This is a genomic window from Novosphingobium sp. LASN5T, from assembly GCF_003856955.1.
In the GTDB taxonomy this organism is placed as follows: Bacteria; Pseudomonadota; Alphaproteobacteria; order Sphingomonadales; family Sphingomonadaceae; genus Novosphingobium.
Map to the genome: position 1 here is coordinate 307,104 of NZ_RQSI01000001.1, position 13,227 is coordinate 320,330.

15 protein-coding genes are annotated in these 13,227 nt (G+C 66.0%); 7 read left to right on the forward strand and 8 right to left on the reverse strand.

Features of this window, described 5'->3' with window-relative positions:
• Nucleotides 1–10: 10 nt before the first annotated feature.
• Entirely contained in the window at nucleotides 11–1,141 is a 1,131-nt protein-coding gene (gene dnaJ / locus EH199_RS01465) for a molecular chaperone DnaJ (RefSeq protein ID WP_124807497.1), read from the reverse strand.
• A 67-nt stretch (nucleotides 1,142–1,208) separates the two neighbouring features.
• The gene (gene dnaK, locus EH199_RS01470) at nucleotides 1,209–3,119 is read right to left on the reverse strand and encodes a molecular chaperone DnaK (protein WP_124807498.1); all 1,911 of its coding nucleotides are present in this window, start codon (nucleotides 3,117–3,119) and stop codon (nucleotides 1,209–1,211) included.
• Between the two features lie 166 nt (nucleotides 3,120–3,285).
• On the opposite strand from dnaK, the gene EH199_RS01475 reads away from it, so the two are divergent.
• Nucleotides 3,286–3,828 carry a copper chaperone PCu(A)C gene (locus EH199_RS01475; RefSeq protein WP_124807499.1) on the forward strand — a complete coding sequence of 181 codons (543 nt, stop codon included), beginning with the start codon at nucleotides 3,286–3,288 and terminating at the stop codon, nucleotides 3,826–3,828.
• Nucleotides 3,825–4,340 (forward strand): vgr related protein, encoded by a 516-nt coding sequence (locus EH199_RS01480; protein ID WP_223806407.1) that lies wholly within the window; start codon nucleotides 3,825–3,827, stop codon nucleotides 4,338–4,340. Before EH199_RS01475 ends, EH199_RS01480 begins: the two co-directional genes overlap by 4 nt.
• Here the strand turns inward: EH199_RS01480 and EH199_RS01485 are convergent.
• Entirely contained in the window at nucleotides 4,316–4,576 is a 261-nt protein-coding gene (locus EH199_RS01485) for a glycine zipper domain-containing protein (RefSeq protein ID WP_124807500.1), read from the reverse strand. The two genes, EH199_RS01480 and EH199_RS01485, sit on opposite strands and share 25 nt — an antisense overlap.
• A 145-nt stretch (nucleotides 4,577–4,721) precedes the next feature.
• Here EH199_RS01485 and EH199_RS01490 point away from each other — a divergent pair, with 145 nt between their 5' ends.
• Nucleotides 4,722–5,426, forward strand: a complete 705-nt coding sequence (locus tag EH199_RS01490) for a cysteine hydrolase family protein (RefSeq protein WP_223806408.1) — start codon at nucleotides 4,722–4,724, stop codon at nucleotides 5,424–5,426.
• A gap of 29 nt (nucleotides 5,427–5,455) precedes the next feature.
• Here EH199_RS01490 and grpE read toward each other — a convergent pair whose 3' ends face one another.
• A complete protein-coding gene (gene grpE / locus EH199_RS01495) occupies nucleotides 5,456–6,016 on the reverse strand; it encodes a nucleotide exchange factor GrpE (RefSeq protein WP_124807501.1) in 561 nt (186 codons plus the stop codon).
• Nucleotides 6,013–7,077, reverse strand: coding sequence for a heat-inducible transcriptional repressor HrcA (gene hrcA, locus EH199_RS01500; protein ID WP_124807502.1), 1,065 nt, complete (start codon nucleotides 7,075–7,077; stop codon nucleotides 6,013–6,015). Before hrcA ends, grpE begins: the two co-directional genes overlap by 4 nt.
• A gap of 111 nt (nucleotides 7,078–7,188) precedes the next feature.
• On the opposite strand from hrcA, the gene rph reads away from it, so the two are divergent.
• Nucleotides 7,189–7,905 carry a ribonuclease PH gene (gene rph / locus EH199_RS01505; RefSeq protein ID WP_124807503.1) on the forward strand — a complete coding sequence of 239 codons (717 nt, stop codon included), beginning with the start codon at nucleotides 7,189–7,191 and terminating at the stop codon, nucleotides 7,903–7,905.
• A 38-nt stretch (nucleotides 7,906–7,943) separates the two neighbouring features.
• Here rph and EH199_RS01510 read toward each other — a convergent pair whose 3' ends face one another.
• Nucleotides 7,944–8,333 carry a hypothetical protein gene (locus EH199_RS01510; protein WP_124807504.1) on the reverse strand — a complete coding sequence of 130 codons (390 nt, stop codon included), beginning with the start codon at nucleotides 8,331–8,333 and terminating at the stop codon, nucleotides 7,944–7,946.
• Nucleotides 8,334–8,379: 46 nt separating this feature from the next.
• On the opposite strand from EH199_RS01510, the gene rdgB reads away from it, so the two are divergent.
• Genes rdgB through EH199_RS01525 form a run of 3 tightly spaced genes read left to right on the forward strand, consistent with a single transcriptional unit; the run spans nucleotide 8,380 to nucleotide 11,067 of the window.
• Nucleotides 8,380–9,009: an RdgB/HAM1 family non-canonical purine NTP pyrophosphatase gene (gene rdgB, locus EH199_RS01515; protein ID WP_124807505.1), complete on the forward strand. Its 630-nt coding sequence runs from the start codon at nucleotides 8,380–8,382 to the stop codon at nucleotides 9,007–9,009.
• A 13-nt stretch (nucleotides 9,010–9,022) separates the two neighbouring features.
• Nucleotides 9,023–10,174, forward strand: a complete 1,152-nt coding sequence (hemW, locus tag EH199_RS01520) for a radical SAM family heme chaperone HemW (RefSeq protein WP_190287083.1) — start codon at nucleotides 9,023–9,025, stop codon at nucleotides 10,172–10,174.
• Nucleotides 10,171–11,067: a tyrosine recombinase XerC gene (locus EH199_RS01525; RefSeq protein ID WP_124807507.1), complete on the forward strand. Its 897-nt coding sequence runs from the start codon at nucleotides 10,171–10,173 to the stop codon at nucleotides 11,065–11,067. Before hemW ends, EH199_RS01525 begins: the two co-directional genes overlap by 4 nt.
• A 7-nt stretch (nucleotides 11,068–11,074) precedes the next feature.
• Here EH199_RS01525 and EH199_RS01530 read toward each other — a convergent pair whose 3' ends face one another.
• Together EH199_RS01530 and EH199_RS01535 are read right to left on the reverse strand one after the other, a co-directional pair.
• On the reverse strand, nucleotides 11,075–12,397 hold the full coding sequence (locus EH199_RS01530; protein WP_124807670.1) for a sensor histidine kinase KdpD: 1,323 nt from the start codon (nucleotides 12,395–12,397) through the stop codon (nucleotides 11,075–11,077).
• Nucleotides 12,398–12,529: 132 nt separating this feature from the next.
• A complete protein-coding gene (locus EH199_RS01535) occupies nucleotides 12,530–13,207 on the reverse strand; it encodes a response regulator transcription factor (protein ID WP_124807508.1) in 678 nt (225 codons plus the stop codon).
• Nucleotides 13,208–13,227 lie beyond the last annotated feature (20 nt).

A 13,227-nucleotide genomic window follows, 5' to 3' on the forward strand; every position in this document is an offset into this window, starting at 1 on the left:
GGAAGTTTCCCTATTCCGTCAGGTCGCTCCAAGCTTCCTTGAGCCGTTCGAAGAACCCCTTCGACTGCGGGCATTCCTCGCCGGTCTCGGTCGCCTGGAACTCCCGCAGCAATTCCTTCTGCCGCGCGGAAAGCCGGGTTGGCGTTTCCACCATAACCTCGACCACCAGATCGCCCGTACCGCGCCCCTGCAGCACGGGCATGCCCGCGCCACGCTTGCGCAGTTGCTTGCCTGACTGGATGCCCGCCGGAATCTCCACGGCATGGCGTTTGCCATCCAGGCCTGGAATCTCGATCTCGCCGCCCAGCGCCGCCGTCGTGAAGCTGATCGGCGCGCGCGTCAGCAGCGTAGTGCCTTCGCGTTCGAACACGCGGTGGCGCTTGACGTGCAGGAAGATGTAAAGATCGCCCGGGGGGGCACCGAACGGCCCGGCCTCGCCCTTCCCGGCAAGGCGGATGCGCGTGCCGTTGTCGACGCCAGCGGGAATCGTCACTTCCAGCGTCTGTTCCAGATCGACGCGGCCCTCGCCGCGGCAGAACCGGCACGGCTTCTCGATCACCTCGCCCCGGCCATGGCAGGTCGGGCAGGTCCGCTCGACCATGAAGAAGCCTTGCTGCGCGCGCACCTTGCCGTGTCCGCCGCACAGGTTGCAGCGCCGCGCACCGGTGCCCGGCTCCGCGCCGGACCCGTCGCAGGGATCGCACTTCTGCGAAACCTCGACCGAGATTTCGGCGGTCTTGCCATGGAACGCCTCTTCCAGCGTCACTTCCATGTCATAGCGCAGGTCCGCCCCGCGCCGCGCCTGCTGGCGACCGCCGCCAAATGCGCCGCTGCCGAAGATCGTTTCGAAAATGTCGCCCAGATCACCGAAATCGCCGCCGCCACCAAAGCCGCCGCCACCGGCGCCGCCCTGCTGGAACGCGGCGTGGCCATACTGGTCATAGGCCGCCCGCTTCTGCGGATCGGACAGGCAGGCGTAGGCCTCGTTGATCTGCTTGAATTTGGCTTCGGAATCGGCGCACCCCGGATTCTTGTCCGGGTGGAAGCGCATCGCCAGTCTGCGGAACGAAGACTTGATCGTCTTGTCATCCGCCGTGCGCTCGATTTCGAGCAGTTCGTAATAATCGGCTTCGGTTGCCATAAAACAGCCCCAACGTCACCCGCCATCCACGCCTGTGCGCGAATGGCGGGTTCGTTTCATCGCAACATCAAGCCTTGTTGTCGTCGACTTCCGAGAACTCGGCGTCGACCACATCGTCATCGGCCTTCGGCGCATCGGCGCCCGGCGAAGCGGCGGCCGCCTGTTCCTTCTCGTAGATCGCCTGGCCCAGCTTCATCGCCTTTTCGGTCAGCGCCTGGGTCTTGGCGTTCATGTCGTCGGGGTTGCCGCCTTCGATCGCCGTCCGGGTTTCCGCAATGGCGGCTTCGATCTCGGCCTTCAGTGAAGCGTCGATCTTGTCACCGTGCTCCTCAAGCTGACGCTCGGTGGCGTGGACAAGGCTGTCGGCATTGTTGCGCGCCTCGGCCGCCTCACGCCGCTTCTTGTCTTCCTCAGCGAACTTCTCGGCATCCTTGACCATCTGGTCGATGTCGGAATCGCTGAGGCCACCCGATGCCTGGATGCGGATCTGCTGCTCCTTGCCGGTGCCCTTGTCCTTGGCGCTGACGTTGACGATGCCGTTGGCGTCGATGTCGAACGTCACCTCGATCTGGGGCACGCCGCGACGCGCTGCCGGAATGCCCACGAGATCGAACTGCCCCAGGAGCTTGTTGTCCTGCGCCATTTCGCGCTCGCCCTGGAAGACACGGATCGTCACCGCCTGCTGGTTGTCCTCGGCAGTCGAATAGACCTGGCTCTTCTTGGTCGGGATCGTGGTGTTGCGGTCGATCATCTTGGTCATGATGCCGCCCAGCGTCTCGATGCCCAGCGAAAGCGGGGTCACGTCGAGCAGCAGCACGTCCTTGACGTCGCCCTGCAGCACGCCAGCCTGGATCGCCGCGCCCATGGCGACGACTTCGTCCGGGTTCACGCCGGTGTGCGGGTCCTTGCCGAAGAAGTCCTTCACCACTTCGCGAACCTTGGGCATGCGGGTCATGCCGCCCACCAGCACCACGTCGTCGATGTCCTTGGCCGAAAGACCGGCATCAGCCAGCGCCTTCTTGCAAGGATCGAGCGTGCGCTGGATCAGGCCGGCAACCAGCTTTTCCAGGTCGGCGCGGGTGATGGTTTCGACGAGGTGCAGCGGAGTGGTGCTGCCGCCTTCCATGCGCGCGGTGATGAACGGCAGGTTGATCTCGGTCGTCTGGGCCGACGACAGTTCGATCTTCGCCTTTTCGGCCGCTTCCTTCAGACGCTGGAGCGCAAGCTTGTCGCCACGGAGATCCATGTTCTCCTTGGCCTTGAACTTGTCCGCCAGGTATTCGACCAGCGCGGTGTCGAAGTCTTCACCGCCCAGGAACGTATCGCCGTTGGTGGACTTCACCTCGAACACGCCATCGCCGATCTCCAGGATCGAGATGTCGAAGGTGCCGCCGCCAAGGTCATAGACCGCGATCGTCTTGCCGTCCTGCTTGTCGAGGCCATAGGCCAGCGCCGCCGCGGTCGGCTCGTTGATGATGCGCAGCACTTCCAGACCGGCGATCTGGCCGGCGTCCTTGGTCGCCTGGCGCTGCGCGTCGTTGAAGTACGCGGGAACGGTGATGACCGCCTGCGTCACCGTCTCGCCCAGATAGGCTTCGGCGGTTTCCTTCATCTTCTGCAGCGTGAAGGCCGAAATCTGCGACGGGCTGTAGTCCTGGCCACCGGCCTTGACCCAGGCATCGCCGTTCTTGCCCTTCACGATCGTGTAGGGAACGAGCTCCGTGTCCTTCTGGGTCAGCGGATCGTCGAAACGACGGCCGATCAGACGCTTGACCGCGAAGATGGTGTTGTCCGGATTGGTCACGGCCTGGCGCTTCGCCGGCTGGCCGATCAGACGTTCGCCGTCCTTGGTGAAGGCGACGATCGAAGGCGTCGTGCGCGCGCCTTCCGAATTTTCGATGACCTTAGGCGTGCCCCCGTCCATCACCGCAACGCAGCTGTTGGTCGTGCCGAGGTCGATACCGATAACTTTAGCCATGGTTTCCCCATTTCCTTCCAGATTAGACACCGCGCACATGGCGCCCCCCGCGAAGGGCAGACGCCGGTCGGCGGCTCCGACGCGGCCGATATAGGTTCGGTTTGACTTGGCACAAGGCCTGACCGCGCCTAGATCAACAGACGAATTTTCAACTGGAGGATCGACGATGCGGCTCTACGTTCTGGCGGGACTTTCCAGCCTTGCCCTCGCGCTGACAGGATGTGGCGAAAAGGCCCCGCAGGAACCGGTCACCGCTTCGTCGAGCGCCGATGCCACCCCGGAAAATGCCCCCGGAATCGCCCTGACAGATGCTATCGTGCAACTGCCGGTGGTCGCCGGCCGCCCCGGTGTCGCCTACTTCACGGTTTCGCAGGGGAACGGCGCGCCGCGCAAGGTCGCGGCGGTCCATGTCGATGGCGCCGGCCGGGCGGAAATGCACGAAAGCAAGATGGAGAACGGCGTCTCCTCGATGTCTCCGGTCAAGGAAGTAGCGCTGGAGCCGGGCAAGACCGTGGAGTTCAAGCCCGGCGGTTTCCACGTCATGCTGTTCGACGTGGCCGATACGCTGAAGGCCGGCGGCACTACCGAACTGACCATCACGCTCGACAATGGCGACAAGGCAACGGTCGTCGCCAAGGTGACCAGCCCCGGCGGTGGTGAGGCGAGCGGCGCGATGGGCGGCATGGAGCATATGGACCACAAGATGTGATCGCCAGCCCCGCGCAAACGTGCCCGGTGGGCGGTGATCGGCCGCTCACCGAAAGCGAGTGCGCGCTGGTGCGGGAGGTGTTCGGCGGAGCCATCGATGTGGCACCGGTCCGCGTCAAACGGCGGCGGTTCTTCCCGTTCCAGCCGCGCAACGTGGTGATGGCGCCGATGGGCCACCTCCACTTCCATCCCGCCGGAGCGCACTATTGCGACGATTTCGGGGAAGCCCCGCTATCACTGCAAGGCCTGTTCATTCATGAGATGGCGCATGTCTGGCAGGCCCAGCGCAAGGGGCGATGGTATCTGCCGATGATGCGCCATCCGTTCTGCCGCTACGATTACCGTTTCGTGCCGGGCAAGCCCTTCGCCCGCTATGGCATCGAACAGCAGGCGGAAATCGTCCGTCACGCCTTCCTCGCGCAAAAGGGGCATCCCGCCGGGGACGCCCCTCCTCTCGCCCGCCTGCAGGCGATTCTGCCCTTCGCGGATCAGCAGCGCACTTCGTATTCGTAACCGTTGCGATCCACGCGGTAGCACCGGCCGCCGTGCTTCTTGATCTGCGAGCCGCCGAGCGCGCCCACCGCGCCGCCGATCGCGGCGCCGGTAGCGGCATCACCGCCCGTCGCCGCCGCCACACCGGCGCCGGCCGCTGCGCCGACGAGGCCACCTTCGGCCGCATAATTGCGCGAACAGCCGCCCAGCGTGACGGCGGAACCCAGAACAAGCGAGGCAATCAGGAACTTACGCATGATGTGTCTCCGTTTCTTGCGCAGGCGACGCGCGAACCGGGGGCCGCGTTCCGCCGCTTGCGACGAACCGTGCAGCAGTTGCGTTTCACGGGCCGGAAGTGCGGCAGGAAGCGGGCAGACTCGCCATGCGCTTCGTGATCGACAAGTGGCTGATAATCCACCGGAGGATGCCATGCCGCATCATGTCGATCACGCCGCCATTCTCGATCGCCTTGCCGCCGGGCGCGGCGGCGTGCGCAATGTGTTTGACGATATCGATCCGCGCCGCCTGGCGCACATCGTAGTAGACATGCAGAACGGCTTCATGGAGCCGGGCGCGCCCGTGGAAGTGCCCGAAGCGCGGAGCATAGTCGCCAACATCAACCGGATCACGCGCGCGGTGCGGGCCGCCGGGGGCACCAACGTGTTCCTGCGCTACACCAGTTCGCCCGAAGGCGATGCAAGCTGGTCCAATTTCATGATCCGCCAAGGCGCGGCCGCCACCGGCCACAAGGCGGCGTTCACCCCCGGCGCGCACTACTGGCAGCTCTCGCCCGCGCTCGATGTCGCGCCGGGCGATCAGCTCCTCGACAAGCATCGGTTCAGCGCGTTCACGCCGGGCACTTGCGCGCTCGACGCCTTGCTGCGGGAACGCGGGATCGACACCGTGCTCATCACGGGGACGCTGACCAACTGCTGTTGCGAAAGCACTGCGCGCGATGCGATGCAGTTGAACTACCGCGTGCTGATCGCCGCGGACGCCAACGCCGCGCTGAGCGACGAAGAGCACGCCGCCACGCTGCATATCATGGCCATGGTGTTCGCCGACCTTTATGCGACCGACGAGGTGGAGGAACTGCTGGCGCGCTGACGCGCCAGCGCTTGCCCCCGTCGTCCGGCTCAGTCCGGCTTTTTGGCCACGGCCACCATCGCGGGCCGCAGCAGGCGGTCCTTGATCATGTAGCCGGCCTGAAGTTCCTGCAGCACGGTGCCGGGTTCGGCGTCGGCGGAAGGCACTTCCATCATCGCCTGATGCTGGTGCGGATCGAGCGGCAGGCCCGTGGCCGCGATACGGCTGATGCCGTGGCCGGCAAAGACCTTCTCGATCTCCCGCCCCGTGGCTTCCAGTCCGGCGACCAGATTCTTGAACTTCTCGTCATCGCGCAAGTCCGCGGGGATCGATTCCAGCGCACGCGCCAGATTGTCGGCCACGGACAGGATGTCGCGCGCGAAGCCGGTCGCTGCGTAGGCACGCGTGTCCGCGATGTCCTTTTCCATGCGGCGGCGCAGGTTCTGTGTTTCGGCCTTTGCGTAAAGGATGTCCTGCTTCGCCGCCTCGAGTTCTTCGCGCAGCTTGACCAGTTCCTCGCCGTTGCCCGCCGAATCGATCAGTTCCTCGGGCACACCCTTCAGTTCTGCCTGTGCAGCTTCGTCCAGCGGGCGTGTCTCGTTATCCGTCATTTTCTTGAAAATCCGTCTTGTCCGATGAGTTTGCTCAACGATTGAGCCGTGAAATCCACCATGGGGACAACGCGCGCATAATTCAACCGCGTCGGTCCGATAACCCCCACCACGCCGACCACGCGCCCTTCCGCATCGCGCCACGGCGAAGCGATCACCGACGAGCCGGACAGCGAGAACAGGCGGTTCTCGCTGCCGATGAAAATCCGCGTCGATTCGGCATCCCGCGCGGCATCGAGCACCCCGGCGATCGCCTCGGCGTTCTCGAGCTGGTCCAGCAGTTGGCGGACACGCTCGATGTCGCCCAGCGCGGCCTCATCCAGCAGGTTGGCCTGCCCGCGCACCACCAGCACCGGGCGCTGCGCCGCGTCCATCGACCAGATCGCCAATCCCCGTTCGACCAGATCGCGGCTGGCGGTGTCGAGCGCGGACCGGCCGCCCGCGATGTCGCGCCGGATTTCCACGGCGGCTTCGCCCAGCGTGCGCCCCATCAGCTTGTGCGTCAGGTAATTGCCTGCCTGCTCCAACGCGTGCGGCGGAACATCCGCCGGCAGGTCGATCAGCCGGTTCTCAATCGCGCCATCCTCGCCCACCAGCACCGCCAGAGCCCGCCCGGGCGAAAGGGCCATGAAGGAAAGCTGCATAAGCCGGGGCTCGCGCCGGGGCACCATCACCACGCCCGCGCCGGCGGACAGTTCCGACAGCGCCAGCGAAGCGGCGTTGAGCGCCGCCTCGATCGTGCCGCCTTCGGCAAGGCCCCGCTGGATCTGCGCGCGCTCCGCCGCCGAGGGTTCCGCCACCTGCATGATGCCATCAACAAACAGGCGCAGGCCGATCTCGGTCGGCATCCGGCCCGCGCTGGTGTGGGGCGCGGCCAGCAGCCCCGCGTCCTGCAATTCCTGCAGCACCGAACGGATCGAGGCGGGCGACAGGTTGACCCCGCCCGTGCCCGCCAAGGTCTTGGAGCCGACCGGCTGGCCGCTGGCGATATAGCCTTCCACCACGAGCCGGAAGATATCCCGGGCGCGGCTGGACAGTTCGGTGAGCGGAAGCGAAACCATAAGCACCCAATGTAAACGGCAGGCTTGCAGGCTCAAGGGCATTGCGCGTAGGGCCTGCGCAACTTTCAACACCCGCCTGTTATCGGCATGCGGATTTGCAGGATAATCGCCATGCGCCCTTCCGGCCGCGCCGCAGATGAAATGCGCGCCATCACGATCGAGACCAACTTCACCAAGCACGCCGAAGGCTCGGTCCTGATCGGATTCGGCGATACCAAGGTGCTGGTCACCGCTTCGGTGGAAGAACGCGTGCCGCCGTTCATGCGCGGCAAGGGCGAAGGCTGGGTGACGGCGGAATATTCGATGCTGCCCCGCGCCACCCACACGCGCGGCAGCCGTGAGGCGGCCAAGGGCAAGCAGTCCGGCCGCACGCAGGAAATCCAGCGCCTGATCGGCCGCAGCCTGCGCGCCGTGACCGACCTCAAGAAACTGGGCGAACGCCAGATCACGCTCGATTGCGACGTGATCCAGGCTGATGGCGGCACCCGCACCGCGTCGATCTCGGGCGCGTGGATCGCGCTGCGTCTCGCCGTGCAGAAGCTGATCGACGCCGGTGCGATCCAAGACGATCCGCTGACCGAAAAGGTCGCCGCGATCTCGTGCGGAATCGTGAACGGCGTGCCGGTGCTGGACCTCGACTACATCGAGGATTCCTCGGCCGATGCCGATGCCAACTTCGTCCTGATCGATGGCGGCAAGATCGCCGAGGTACAAGCCACCGCCGAAGGCGCGACCTATGACGAGGAGGGTCTGCTCCGCCTGCTCCGCCTCGCCCGCGTGGGCTGCGCGCAGATCTTCGACGCACAGGCCAAGGCTGTCGGACGATAGTCACAGTTCACGAATTGGGCCACAGACTACGTTGAGCGTCAAAAGTAGCGGCGAAAACCTGACTTAGTGCGAGTAAACCGACCGCCTCGTGGCCCAATTTCAACGTCTGATCCGTTTGGCGCACTGGCTATCGAATTTGAACGACCGGGGAACAAATAAGGTCGAATATCGAAAAGAACTTTGGCCTTTGGTTCCTCGGCAGCGAGTTGCTCAATTGGTGACCACGCCTCTTTGCCGCAAAAGCTAACTAGCACCCAGCCATCTTGTTGCCTTAAGATGCCCACAAGAGTCCCGTAAGGTGGTATGACGCGGACGGCGGCATCCACTTCGGGTTTGTAGTAGCACCTGGCGTCGTCGACAACGATATAGCCGTATGCCCCTAGTTTCCGATGCGCAGGCTCATTCGTTTGATTTTTTTGACTGCTCATGGTGCAGATCCAGCATGCAGATTTTCAATAATAAGAGGATTGCAGTTTGACTGGCAAACTTCAACGGGGGTCTCTGGTGATCGCCACGCACAACAAGGGCAAGCTCCGGGAAATCCAGGCGCTGCTGGCGCCCTATGGCGTGGAATGCCTGTCCGCCGGCGAACTCGGCCTGCCCGAACCGGCCGAAACCGGCACGACCTTCGCCGAGAACGCGCTGATCAAGGCGCGCGCGGCGGCGGAAGCGGCGAACCTGCCGGCGCTGGCCGACGATTCCGGCCTTTGCGTCGCCGCGCTGGGCGGGGCGCCCGGCGTCTATACCGCCGACTGGGCCGAAGCCGCGCCCTATGAAGGCGGCCCCGGTCGCGATTGGTACATGGCCATGGGCAAGGTCGAGGGGAAGCTGTGCGAACAGGGGGCGGATACCCCGCGCGACGGATACTTCGCCTGCGTCCTCGCCATCGCCTGGCCCGATGGCGCCAGCGCCGTCTATGAAGGCCGCGCGCACGGCACGCTGACCTGGCCGCCGCGCGGCACGCTGGGCTTCGGCTACGATCCGGTGTTCGTGCCCGCCGGCGGCACCCGCACGTTCGCCGAACTCGATCCGGAGGAAAAGCATCGCATCAGCCACCGCGCCGATGCCTTCGCCAAGCTGGTCGCGGAACAGTTCCCGGAGTAGAACCGGGCCGATGATGCCGCTCGCGCTCTATATCCACTGGCCGTTCTGCCTGGCCAAGTGCCCCTATTGCGACTTCAACAGTCATGTACGCGAACGCACCGACATAGGCCAGTGGCAGGCCGCGCTGCTGGCGGACATGGCGCACGAAGCGGCGCTGACCGGTGGCCGTGAGTTGACTTCGATCTTCTTCGGCGGCGGCACGCCATCGCTGATGCCGCCCGCGCTGGTCGAAAGCCTGATTGCGCAAGCTAGCCGGCATTGGCGCTTTGCCGAAGACATCGAGATCACGCTGGAAGCCAACCCTTCCTCGGTGGAAGCCGCCAACTTCGCGGCGCTGGCGCAGGCCGGCATCAACCGCGTCTCGCTGGGGCTTCAGGCGCTGGACGATACCGCCTTGCGCTTTCTCGGCCGGCTTCATGACGCCAGCGAAGGGCTGGCCGCGCTTGCCGTGGCGCAACGGCATTTCCGCCGCGTCAGCTTCGACCTGATCTATGCGCGCCCCGATCACACCCCGGAAAGCTGGGAAGCCGAACTGACCCGCGCGCTGGCCTTCGGCACCGGCCACCTTTCGCTGTACCAGTTGACGATCGAGCCGGGCACGCGCTTCGCCACGCTGGTGCGCGAAGGCCGCTTCACGCCGCTCGACGACGACGCGGCCGGCACGCTTTTCGGCCTGACCCGCGAACTCACCGCGCGCGCCGGCCTGCCCGCCTACGAGATCAGCAACCACGCCCGCCCCGGCGAGGAAAGCCGCCACAACCTCACCTACTGGCGCTATGGCGACTACGTCGGCATCGGCCCCGGCGCGCACGGGCGGCGCGGCGGCGTGGCGACAGTGCGCCACCGCAAGCCGGAAAACTTCCTCAAGGCGGTGGACGCGCAGGCGCATGGCCTTGCCGAACAGCGCGCGCTGGGGATGGCGGAGCAGGCTTCCGAAGCGATGCTGATGGGCCTGCGGCTGGCCGAAGGCGTGGACGTGAAGGCGCTGGCGGCGCGGTTCGGTTTCGCCGAAAGCGATCTCGTGGTGCCCGCCAAGCGCGCGTTCTATACCGGATTGGGCCTGCTGAACGATACCGGCGACCGGCTGGCCGTCACCGGAAAGGGCATGCCACTGCTCGACGCGCTGCTGGGCGAACTCGTGCCCGAAAGCCTGGTTGCGGCATGACGCCGCAGGACATCCTCGAAGCCTGGGGCCAGCACCTTTCGCTGGCGCGGCGCCGCTCCCCGCATACGGTCCGCGCCTACCTCGCCACCGCCACGCGCCTCCTGGCGGCGCTTCCGCCCGCGCAGGGCTGGGCCTCGCTCGCCCGGCTCGATCCCGCCACGCTGCGCACGCACCTTGCCGCGCGGCGGGCAGACGGGATCGGCAATGTCTCCGCCGCGCGCGAACTGTCGGCGATCAAGTCGTTCATCGCCTTCGCGCGCGAACAATCCGGCGAAACCGGCATAGCGCCGCCCCGCCTGCGCGGCCCCCGCGTGAAGAAGGGCCTGCCGCGCCCGATCACGCCGGACGAGGCGGTCAATCTCGCCGCCATGGTCGCCGAAGACGCCAGCGAGGAATGGATCGCCGCGCGCGATCGCGCCGTGCTGCTGCTGCTCTATGGCGCGGGCCTGCGCATCGCCGAGGCGCTGGCCCTGCCGGCCGCCGTCCTCCCGCTGGGCGAATCGCTCGTCGTCACCGGCAAGGGTAATCGCCAGCGCGTCGTCGCGATCCTGCCGATCGTGCGGGCGGCGGTGGAGGACTATGCCGCCAAGGCGCCCTGGCCGCTGACGAAGGACGCCCCCCTGTTCCGGGGCGCCAAGGGCGGTCCGCTGGCGCAGGGCATGGTGCAGAAGGCCGTCGCGCGCGCCCGCACGGTGCTTGGCCTGCCTCCCACCGCGACCCCGCACGCCTTGCGGCACAGCTTCGCCACGCACCTGCTCGGCGCGGGTGCAGACTTGCGTTCGTTGCAGGAGCTACTGGGCCACGCTAGCCTCAGTTCAACGCAGATCTACACCAAGGTGGACGCGGCAACGCTGCTGGACGTCTATCGCAACGCCCATCCGCGCGAACGGTAGGCGGCCGTTACTTCACCACCACGCGCGGTAGGCGCAGCGTGGTCAGCAACCCACCCAGATCCTCGCTTTCGTTCAGCGAAATCGAACCGCCGTAAAGCTCGGCCACGTCGCGCACGATGGCCAGGCCCAGCCCGGTTCCGGGCTTGCCGGTATCGAGCCGCGCGCCCCGATCGAAGATGCGCTCGCGCGCTTCCTCGGGAATGCCCATGCCGTCATCCTCGACCCAGATGTCGCAGAACTTCGGGTCCGCCGGGTTCGCGTCCACGGTGATGAACACGCTGCCGCCGCCATACTTGGCGGCGTTCTCAATCAGGTTGCCGAGTATCTCGTCCAGATCCTGCCGCTCGATCGCGACCTGCGCCTCGCGGCTGCCGTCCATGTCGAAGCGGACTTTGGGATAGAGCCGTGTGACCGCGCGCTCCACCGCCTCGGCGCTTTCCCACACCACCGCGCGCGAAAGGCCGGTCGCGCGGCGGCCGACAGCGCGCGCGCGGGCAAGGTGATGGTCGACCTGTCGCCGCATCACCGCGGCCTCGCGGATCACCGTATCGGCCAGATCCGAAGCCTTGGCCGTCGCCGCGTTCATCACCACCGTCAGCGGCGTCTTGAGCGCATGGGCCAGGTTGCCCGCATGGGTGCGGGCTTCCTCTGCCTGCCGTTCCGAATGTTCGAGCAGCGCGTTCAGTTCCAGCACCAGCGGCTGCACTTCCAGCGGCAGCGGCTCGTTGACCCGGCTCGCCCCGCCTTCGCGCATGGCCGCGATCGCCCGCCGCACGCGCCGCAACGGCCCCAGCCCGTAATAGGTCTGCAAGGCCGCCATGCCGAACAAGCCCAGCCCCAGCACCACGAACGACCAGATCAGGATCGAGCGGATGCGGCGGATCTGCGCGTCGAGTTCACTGCGGCTGGCGGCGACCGCGAACTGCCACAGCGTATTGCTGCCGGGCAGGATTACCGATCGCTCGATCATCCGCAGCCGTTCGCCCTCGAACTGGCCGCTATCATAGATGTGCGGCTCGGTATCGACATGGTCGCTCTGGAGCTTGAGCGTGCGGTCCCATAACGAGCGTGAGGGGAAATCCTCATGCCCCTGCCCGCTGATCTGCCAGTAGAGCCCGCTGTTCGGTTCCAGAAAGCGCTGGTCCCCCAGCGGCCGGTTGAAGAACACTTCGCCATCCGGCCCGATCTCGGCCGAGGCGACCATGGCGGTCAGCATGTAGCCCAGCTGTTCGTCGAAATTGCGCGTGACCAGGCCGGTCAGCGTGCGGTCGAGCGCGAGCCCACCGCCCAGCAACAGCACCGTGATCCACGCGAACGCGATCAGCATCATGCGCCGCGCCAGCGATCCGGTGTGCGGCGCTGTCTTCGGTTCCTGCGCGGTGGTGGTCACGCTGTCAGTTCCCTGCCCGTCCGCCGCGATGCCGCGTCATGCCCTGCGGTGCCGCGGACAAGGCGCCGATCGTCAACCGCGGCCCGGATGGGCCGGATCGTCGAGGCTGTAACCCAGCCCCCGGATCGTGGTGATCACGTCCGGCCCCAGCTTCTTGCGGATACGGGTGACGAACACCTCGATCGTGTTCGAATCCCGGTCGAAATCCTGATCGTAGATATGCTCGATCAATTCGGTGCGGCTGACGACCTTGCCCTTGTGGTGAAGCAGGTAGGACAGCAGCTTGTATTCCTGCGCCGTCAGCTTCACCGGCTCGCCGTTCAGCGTGACCCGGCCCGAACGGGTATCGAGCCGCACGTCGCCGGCGATCAGTTCCGAAGAAGAATTGCCCGAAGCCCGGCGGATCAGCGCGCGCAGGCGGGCGATCAGTTCCTCGGTCTGGAACGGCTTGGCCAGATAGTCGTCGGCGCCCGCGTCGAGCCCGGCCACCTTGTCGGACCAGCTGTCGCGCGCGGTCAGCACCAGCACCGGGAATTTGCGCCCTTCCTTGCGCCACATGCCAAGCACGGTCAGCCCGTCGATCTCGGGCAGCCCGAGATCGAGGATCACCGCGTCGTAGTCCTCGGTCGAGCCGAGAAAATGGCCGTCCTCGCCGTCGGTGGAAAGGTCGACGGCGTAGCCATTGTGTTCCAGCGTGGCCTTGAGCTGCTTGCCGAGGGTCGGTTCGTCCTCGACGATCAGGATGCGCATGTAAGGCTGTCCCCTGCTGC

What these genes read in the sequence shown, in the direction of transcription:
- dnaJ (WP_124807497.1), bottom strand. Translation starts at nt 1,141, where the DNA reads ATGGCAACCGAAGCCGATTATTACGAACTGCTCGAAATCGAGCGCACG.
- dnaK (WP_124807498.1), bottom strand. Translation starts at nt 3,119, where the DNA reads ATGGCTAAAGTTATCGGTATCGACCTCGGCACGACCAACAGCTGCGTT.
- EH199_RS01475 (WP_124807499.1), top strand. Translation starts at nt 3,286, where the DNA reads ATGCGGCTCTACGTTCTGGCGGGACTTTCCAGCCTTGCCCTCGCGCTG.
- EH199_RS01485 (WP_124807500.1), bottom strand. Translation starts at nt 4,576, where the DNA reads ATGCGTAAGTTCCTGATTGCCTCGCTTGTTCTGGGTTCCGCCGTCACG.
- grpE (WP_124807501.1), bottom strand. Translation starts at nt 6,016, where the DNA reads ATGACGGATAACGAGACACGCCCGCTGGACGAAGCTGCACAGGCAGAA.
- hrcA (WP_124807502.1), bottom strand. Translation starts at nt 7,077, where the DNA reads ATGGTTTCGCTTCCGCTCACCGAACTGTCCAGCCGCGCCCGGGATATC.
- rph (WP_124807503.1), top strand. Translation starts at nt 7,189, where the DNA reads ATGCGCCCTTCCGGCCGCGCCGCAGATGAAATGCGCGCCATCACGATC.
- EH199_RS01510 (WP_124807504.1), bottom strand. Translation starts at nt 8,333, where the DNA reads ATGAGCAGTCAAAAAAATCAAACGAATGAGCCTGCGCATCGGAAACTA.
- hemW (WP_190287083.1), top strand. Translation starts at nt 9,023, where the DNA reads ATGCCGCTCGCGCTCTATATCCACTGGCCGTTCTGCCTGGCCAAGTGC.
- EH199_RS01525 (WP_124807507.1), top strand. Translation starts at nt 10,171, where the DNA reads ATGACGCCGCAGGACATCCTCGAAGCCTGGGGCCAGCACCTTTCGCTG.
- EH199_RS01530 (WP_124807670.1), bottom strand. Translation starts at nt 12,397, where the DNA reads ATGATGCTGATCGCGTTCGCGTGGATCACGGTGCTGTTGCTGGGCGGT.
- EH199_RS01535 (WP_124807508.1), bottom strand. Translation starts at nt 13,207, where the DNA reads ATGCGCATCCTGATCGTCGAGGACGAACCGACCCTCGGCAAGCAGCTC.